Below are 2727 nucleotides of genomic sequence, written 5' to 3' on the forward strand. Positions count from 1 at the left end.
GCCCGCGAAGGTGGCCAGCGCCGCGCGCAGGGGCTCGGCGCGCTCGCGCACGGGCCAGGGCGCGGCGAGCCGCTCCCGCGCCTCCTCAATCGGGGTCAGCCGCTCGTGCAGCTGCGCCTGCTGGGCGCGGTACGCCTTGCGCCGCTGGAGCACGTCCTCCAGCCGCGTCTCGCCGCCCGCGGGGAAGGCGTCCAGCACGGGCAGCGCGGACAGCTCCGCGCGGTCGCGCGCGAGCACCGCCAGGTCCCCCAGCGCGGACTCCAGCCGCGTCAGCCGGTCCAGCGCCCGCGCAGCCTCCCTCTGCCCCACCTCCAGCGCCTGGCCCTCCGCGATGCAGCCGGCCAGCCGGTCGCGCGTGGAGAAGTAGAGGGCGGGCCGGTCCCCCGCCTCGCGCAGCGCCTGCTGCACGTCCTCCAGCTCCTTCAGCACCCGGTTCAGTTCGGGCTTCTGCCCGCGCGGCGCGTACAGCGCTTCAGCGTCCTTGCGCAGCCGCTCCACCGCCTCCGGCAGCCGCCGCGCGCCCTGCATGCCCGCGGCGAAGAGGGCCTCCGACACACCGCGCTGCTGCGCCAGCCGCTGGAAGGAGGACAGCTCGTCCAGGCGGAAGGCGAACACCTCGAAGAACAGCTCGCGCGGCACGTCCGCCAGCACCTGGGAGAGCAGCGTCTCCGGCAGCGGCTGCCCCTCCGGCGTCCGCACCGTGAGCGTGCCTTCCGACGCGCGCTTGCCCACGCGGCGGCGCACCACCAGGGGGCCCGCCGCCGTGTCCAGGGACAGCTCGCCGCCGAAGAGGGCGCCCTCGGGTTCGTAGCGCTCCGGCTGGCCGCGCTTCTCGAAGCCGAACAGCACGCCGCGCAGGAAGGCCAGGAGCGTGCTCTTGCCCGCCTCGTTGGGCCCGTACAGCAGCGTGAGCCCCGGGCCCGGCGCCCCCGAGTAGCCCGAGAAGTGGCCGAAGCCGTCCACCTGGAAGCGGTCGATGCGCAGCCCCGGCTTCATGACGCCTCCTCGTGGAGGTGCTCCACGCCGCGCTGTCCCGCCTGTGTCACCAGCTCCGGGCGGGGCGCCTCCAGCGCGTCCACGCCCAGCCGCTTGAGCCGCTGCCCCAGCGTCGTCAGCTCCTCGTCGTCCCACAGCGCCGCGAGCGCCGCGTCGTCGTGGGACAGGGCCTGCGCCTCGTCCAGCAACGTGCCCAGGAAGCCGCCCCCGGAGCGCACCACCTCCAGGTCCACCTCCGGCCGGCTGCCGTCCCGCAGCGACTCCAGCAACACCGGCGGGTGCGCGCGCGACAGCCGCTCGCGCAGGTCCGCCTCCAGCTGCGCGCGGGCGCCCGGCCGCGACAGCTCCCGGTGCAGCGGGCCGCGGCCCGCCAGCGTGAGGCGCACCGCGTGCCCGTCGAAGTCCTCCGCGCAGCGCGCCTCCACCACCTCCGTGGCCACCGCCTGGAGCGTGTCCAGCGAACCCACCCCGGCGAGCGGCACGTCCAGCCGGTGCCAGCGCACCCGGTCCACCGGCACGAAGCGCCTGCGCGCGACGCCGTCCTCCACGTCCACCACCACGCAGCCGCGCTCGCCCGTCTCGTGGATGTGCCGCCCCTGCGGGTTGCCCGGGTACACCGCCACGCCGCCGCCGGGCAGCAGGTGCTCCGCGCGCGTGTGCACGTGGCCCAGGGCCCAGTAGTCCAGCCCGCCCGCCGCCAGGTCCGCCGCCGTGCAGGGGGCGTAGTTCGCGTGCCCCGCGTCGCCGCCCAGGTTCGCGTGCAGCAGGCCCACGCTGAAGTGCGCGCCCGTGCGGCGGAAGCGCGCGGACAGGTTCTCCCGCACCTCCATGTCCGGATAGGACACGCCCTGCACGTGGCACAGGCGCCGGCCCTCGCGCCGCACCTCCACGTCCTCCCAGTCCGGGCCGAACACCTTCACCGACGCGGGCAGCCCCAGCGTCCCGGTGTCCCCGCTCAACGGATCATGGTTGCCGTGCACGATGAAGGTCTGGATGCCCGCCCGGTCCAGCCGCGTCAGCTCCGTGAGCAGCGCCAGCCGCGCGCGCACGGACCGGTCCTTCACGTCGAAGAGGTCCCCGGCGAGCAGCAGGAACGTCACCTTCTCCCGCAGACACACGTCCACGATGCGCGCGAGCGCGTGGAAGGTGGATTGCTGGAAGCGCTCCAGGAGGGGGCCGTGCGTGGCGACCCCCCGGAACGGCGTGTCCAGGTGCAGATCCGCGGCGTGGACGAAGGAGAAGCGCATCGTGCGGGCACCGTACCCGAGACTCCCCGCCGGCCCGATTTTCCCTCCCTGGAGGGCGATGCCCCGGTGGACACACGGGACGTCCCACGGTCGCACGTCGCGTTCGACTCCGGAAACCTGGCGCGTCGTGCCGCCCACCTGCTGCCCCGCGTCGCACGGGGAAGGGGCGCGGGCGGGGCGTCGCGCCCTGCCCGCGCCTCCCGGAGTCCGGGGCTTCCGCTAGCGCGGGGGCTCGCCGCCCTCGCTCGGGGTCTCGGAGCCGGTGGTGCCGCCGGACGTGCCCGGGTCGGTCCCCGAGCCGCCCCCCTCGATTTCACTGCCCGAGGTCCCGGTGCCCGAACCCTCCACGTCGGTGCCGGTGCTGCCACCGGAGCCGCCCGTGCCCGCGTCCTTGCCGGCGCCGCCCGTGCCCTCGTCCATGACGGAGCCGGAGCCCGTTTCGGTGCCTCCGGGCTCCTGGGTGCCGGAGCCTCCCGTACCTTCC

General features: G+C 75.6%; 2 protein-coding genes and 1 pseudogene. All 3 read right to left on the reverse strand.

Annotation, left to right across the window (positions count from 1 at the left end):
* A partial coding sequence (locus D7V93_RS41355) for an ATP-binding protein (protein WP_147451626.1) occupies positions 1-996 on the reverse strand: 996 nt, incomplete at its 3' end.
* The gene (locus D7V93_RS41360) at positions 993-2243 is read right to left on the reverse strand and encodes a metallophosphoesterase family protein (RefSeq protein WP_120648470.1); all 1251 of its coding nucleotides are present in this window, start codon (positions 2241-2243) and stop codon (positions 993-995) included. The genes D7V93_RS41360 and D7V93_RS41355, both read right to left, overlap by 4 nt.
* A gap of 219 nt (positions 2244-2462) precedes the next feature.
* Positions 2463-2727, reverse strand: a pseudogene (locus D7V93_RS45550) (hypothetical protein); the annotation flags it as partial.

This window comes from Corallococcus llansteffanensis (genome assembly GCF_003612055.1).
GTDB classification, from domain to species: Bacteria; Myxococcota; Myxococcia; order Myxococcales; family Myxococcaceae; genus Corallococcus; species Corallococcus llansteffanensis.